This window comes from Bullifex sp. (assembly GCF_034103065.1).
Classification (GTDB): Bacteria; Spirochaetota; Spirochaetia; order Sphaerochaetales; family Sphaerochaetaceae; genus Bullifex.
The window spans coordinates 1-5,019 of record NZ_JAXEGN010000165.1; the positions used below are offsets into that span (position 1 = coordinate 1).

At 40.0% G+C, this 5,019-nt stretch carries 4 protein-coding genes and 1 rRNA gene; all 5 read left to right on the forward strand.

Annotated features, from left to right (window positions below; translation table 11 throughout):
* The coding region (locus SOY52_RS06540; protein ID WP_320848162.1) for a cupin domain-containing protein at window positions 1–207 on the forward strand (207 nt) is incomplete at its 5' end.
* Entirely contained in the window at window positions 207–1,709 is a 1,503-nt protein-coding gene (locus tag SOY52_RS06545; RefSeq protein WP_320848163.1) for a carboxypeptidase M32, read from the forward strand. The genes SOY52_RS06540 and SOY52_RS06545, both read left to right, overlap by 1 nt.
* A complete protein-coding gene (pgsA, locus tag SOY52_RS06550) occupies window positions 1,706–2,299 on the forward strand; it encodes a CDP-diacylglycerol--glycerol-3-phosphate 3-phosphatidyltransferase (RefSeq protein WP_320848164.1) in 594 nt (197 codons plus the stop codon). Before SOY52_RS06545 ends, pgsA begins: the two co-directional genes overlap by 4 nt.
* Window positions 2,296–3,066 carry an HAD-IIB family hydrolase gene (locus SOY52_RS06555; protein WP_320848165.1) on the forward strand — a complete coding sequence of 257 codons (771 nt, stop codon included), beginning with the start codon at window positions 2,296–2,298 and terminating at the stop codon, window positions 3,064–3,066. The genes pgsA and SOY52_RS06555 overlap by 4 nt, the downstream gene beginning before the upstream one ends.
* Window positions 3,067–3,470: 404 nt before the next feature.
* Window positions 3,471–5,005: ribosomal RNA gene (locus SOY52_RS06560) — 16S ribosomal RNA — on the forward strand.
* Window positions 5,006–5,019 lie beyond the last annotated feature (14 nt).

A 5,019-nucleotide genomic window follows, 5' to 3' on the forward strand; every position in this document is an offset into this window, starting at 1 on the left:
GGTGCTTTACATCACCACCCTCATACACAGTGTACATTTATTAAAAGTGGTGCATTTGAGTTTACAGTAGATGGAGTTACAAAAGTTGTAAGAGCTGGTGATACTCTCTATAAGCAACCTGAAGTTGTTCATGGTTGTGTATGCTTAGAAGAGGGTGAATTAATTGATATCTTCACACCTCAGAGAGATGACTTTTTGGAGAAGTAATGACTGCTGAATTAGAACTCCTAAAAACACAAGATAAGAAAATAATGCAACTTAAGGGTATTGAAGCTCTATTAAGCTGGGACCAAGAAACTATTTTGCCTGAAAAAGCTAATGATTATCGTTCAGAGCAAATGGGCTTAATTAGTTCAATTATCCAAGAGGAAGCTACAAAAGAAAGCTTAAGAAATGCAGTTGAAGTACTTAGTGGTGATGACTCTTTGAGCTTGGAGGATAAAGCATTAGTTAGATACTATAATCGATTTTTCCAAGGAGAAGCAAATCTTCCAGTTAGTTTAGTAAAACAAGAGGGTGAGTTATTAGGAAAGTCTCATCAAGCATGGGTAAAAGCAAGACAAAATGATGATTTTGCTGCATTTGCTCCATATTTATCTGCTTTAATTGAGCTAGCAAAGAAAAAAGCTAAAATCATTGCACCTGAAAAGAATTCTTATGATGCTCTGTTAGACCTTTATGAGGAAGGATTAAACCAAGAGATGTTAGATCCTCTCTTTGATGACTTAAAAAGGTCAACCCATGAGTTAATGGATAAAATAAAATCAGCTAAAGTAAATGATGAATTTTTATTTAAACCATATGATGAAAAAGCACTTCATAGCTTTTCTCTTGAGTTAAATAAAAAGATGGGCTTTGACTATCTAAGAGGTTATGTAGCTTTATCTGCTCATCCATTTACTACCTCAATTGGGCCTGATGATGTAAGAATTACAACAAGATATACAGACCCATCACTATTTGACCCGATTTCTTCAATTGTTCATGAAACTGGACATGCCCTCTATGATTCTCATGCTTCTTTAAACCCTGCAATTAGGGGAACTTCTATTGGACAAGGAGTATCAATGGGAATTCATGAATCACAGTCAAGGTTTTGGGAAAATATGATGGGAAGAAGTTATGCCTATTGGCAGTCTATGTATCCTTCCTTACAAGAATGTATTCCTCATTTAAGAGATGTTTCACTTGAAGACTTTTATAAGGCTATTAATAAAGTAAATCCATCTGCAATTAGAGTAAATGCTGATGAAGTTACCTATAACCTTCATATTATTCTTCGCTATGAGATGGAAAAGCTTTTATTTAATGGAGAATATAATATTAATGAGTTACCACAGAAATGGAATGAGCTCTCAAAACAAATCATTCGTTATGAGGTAAAGAATGATAGTGAAGGAATATTACAGGATGTTCATTGGGCTGGTGGGCTTTTTGGATATTTCCCAACATATTCTCTTGGAAACCTATATAGTGCTACCTTTAGAAAGAAGATGATCGAAGACTTTGGAGGCGAGGATAACCTTAATGCTATATTGAAAAGTGGTTCTTGGTGCGAAATTACAAAGTGGCAAAATGAGAACATTTGGAAATATGGTGGAATTTATACTCCAAGCCAGCTTGTTGAGAGGGTTAGTGGAAAATCACTTGACGCCGATGCGTTCAAGGTCTACCTTATAGAAAAATACACAAGGATATACAATTTATGAATCTGCCTAATAAACTAACTGTTTTAAGACTTGTTATGGTTCCTGTATTCTTTATTGCATTCTCTCTTCCTACTTGGTTTGGAGAAGCTACAAGAACTATTTCTATAATATTGATGCTCATTTGTTATGTAACAGCAGAGCTTTCAGATTTTTTAGATGGAAAGATTGCAAGAAAGTACAAGCTTGTAACAGATCTTGGCAAAGTAATGGATCCATTTGCTGATACACTTTCACATTTAACATTCTTTGTATGTTTCTATGGAAGTGGAATCATGCCAGGTTTAGCTTTGATAATTATTATGTGGAGAGAGTTTTCAATCCTATTTTTAAGAATGCTTATGATGGGTAAGGGAAAAGCTGTTGCAGCTAACATTTGGGGAAAGAGTAAAACTTTCTTATATGCAGTTACTTCAATTCTCTCAATTGTATTCTTGGTTGCATCACACTTCTTTGCAGGTTCCTGGGTTGGAATTTACAAAATTGTATTAGATATCTTCTTCTATCTTGCAGCTGCTGCATCATTGTTAAGCTTCTTAACATATGTAAAAGCCATTTTAGATAGCAAAGCTCTTTCAGGAATGACAAGATGATTAACCAAGAAACTAAAGGCTCACCAGTGGTGGGCCTTTCTGCTTTAAAAGATGAAAATATTTCATTAATAATTTCCGATGTTGATGATACTGTCACCGCAAACGGAAAACTATTGCCTCAAGCTTTAGAGGCAATGTATGAAGCTTCCAATAAAGGTTATAGAATTATTTTACTCTCTGGTGGTTCTGCAGGGTGGTGTGAAGTTTATCTTAGACAGTGGCCAATTTTCATGGTTATCGCAGAAAGTGGTGCTGTGATGATTTATAAAGATGAAAATGACCAAATTTGTTACCAGCAAAATCCAGTAATTACAAAAGAAGATCTTGAGAAAAGAGATAAGCTTTTAAGAATGATTGGAGAAGAAAGACTCTCGAGTGACCAATATGCAAGACTATATGATATTGCTGTTGATTTAAAAAAGGTTAGCGATAAAGAGCTTTCTGATATCGAGCAAATGGCTTCTTTAATGGGTGCAAACTATGCTAAATCATCTATTCATTTAAATATTTGGTTTGGTTCTTATTCAAAAAGTAAAGGGATTATTACTTTTATGGATCTTTGTGGAATAGATAAAGAAACATTGAAAAAGGAAAGTATGTACCTTGGAGATGCTTTAAATGATGAAGAGATGTTTAATTTAATTCCTCTATCTGTTGGAATGAAGAGTGTATTAGATAATAAAGATAAGTTTACTCATATGCCAAAGTATATTGCATCAAACTATGGTGGACTTGGTTTTGCAGAGGCATTAAATAATCTAAAATAAGGATAAATCCACTTAGAAAATGGGGAAAATAAATATTTTTAATTTTATGCTCCGATTATTTTCTTTTGGTATAAGAGAATAAAAAAAATTGAAAAAAATATTTAAAATTTTTAAAAAATATTGTTGACAATAAGGCGGTAAATTTGATACCTTAGTCAAGCAATCGAGCGAAAGCTTGATGAAAAATAAAAAAAGTTTTTTGACAGATATATAAGCGAAGGGAAGAGAAGATAAGAAGTTTCCAAATGAAGAAATTTGTTAGAGGAAACATAACTAGAAGCGTAAAGCTTCTGTCAATTCGAAGAAAGACGAACGGAAAAAGAAATAAAAAGCCGGTTCGTGCGAGTATGACAGGATAAACTGAAGTAAGAAAGAATAATCGGGAACTTGTTCCCGAGATTTTGATAACGGAGAGTTTGATCCTGGCTCAGAACGAACGCTGGCGGCGCGTTTTAAGCATGCAAGTCGAGCGGTAAGGTCCTTCGGGACCCTAGAGCGGCGGACGGGTGAGTAACACGTGGATAATCTGCCTTCCAGTTTGGGATAGCACATGGAAACATGTGATAATACCGAATGAGATACACTTGACGGAGGTTAAGAGTAGGAAAGCTCCTGCGGGAGCGCTGGAAGATGAGTCCGCGGCCCATTAGCTAGTTGGCGGGGTAAAGGCCCACCAAGGCGACGATGGGTAGCCGGCCTGAGAGGGTGGACGGCCACATTGGGACTGAGACACGGCCCAGACTCCTACGGGAGGCAGCAGCTAAGAATCTTCCACAATGGACGAAAGTCTGATGGAGCGACGCCGCGTGAACGATGAAGGCCGTAAGGTTGTAAAGTTCTTTTTGGAAGGAAGAATAAGCTTGGCAGGGAATGGCCGAGTGATGACGTGAATTCCAGAATAAGCCCCGGCTAACTACGTGCCAGCAGCCGCGGTAACACGTAGGGGGCGAGCGTTGTTCGGAATTATTGGGCGTAAAGGGCACGCAGGCGGCTTGGCAAGTCTGATGTAAAAATTCAGGGCTCAACCCTGTCTGGCGTTGGAAACTGCTGAGCTTGAGTACAGGAGGGGATATTGGAATTCCAGGTGTAGGGGTGAAATCTGTAGATATCTGGAAGAACACCGATGGCGAAGGCAAATATCTGGCCATGTACTGACGCTGAGGTGCGAAGGTGCGGGGAGCAAACAGGTTTAGATACCCTGGTAGTCCGCACAGTAAACGATGTACATTAGGTGGCGGCAGCAATGTCGGTACCGAAGCAAACGCATTAAATGTACCGCCTGGGGAGTATGCTCGCAAGGGTGAAACTCAAAGGAATTGACGGGGGCCCGCACAAGCGGTGGAGCATGTGGTTTAATTCGATGATACGCGAGAAACCTTACCAGGGCTTGACATATACTAGGATAGTGCAGAGATGTGCTAGCTGCTTGCAGCTGGTATACAGGTGCTGCATGGCTGTCGTCAGCTCGTGCTGTGAAGTGTGAGATTAAGTTCTTCAACGAGCGCAACCCCTGCTGTCTGTTACTAACAGGTAAAGCTGAGGACTCAGATGGGACTGCCGGTGACAAATCGGAGGAAGGTGGGGACGACGTCAAGTCATCATGGCCCTTATGTCCTGGGCAACACACGTGCTACAATGGCCGGTACAAAGCGCAGCGAAGCTGCGAGGCAGAGCAAATCGCAAAAAGCCGGTCTCAGTACGGATTGCAGTCTGCAACTCGACTGCATGAAGTTGGAATCGCTAGTAATCGCGCATCAGCATGGCGCGGTGAATACGTTCCCGGGCCTTGTACACACCGCCCGTCACACCATCCGAGTCGGAGGTACCCGAAGTCGCTAGTCTAACCGCAAGGAGGACGGTTCCGAAGGTACGTCTGGTGAGGGGGGTGAAGTCGTAACAAGGTAGCCGTACCGGAAGGTGCGGCTGGATCACCTCCTTTCTAATAAGAAAGGT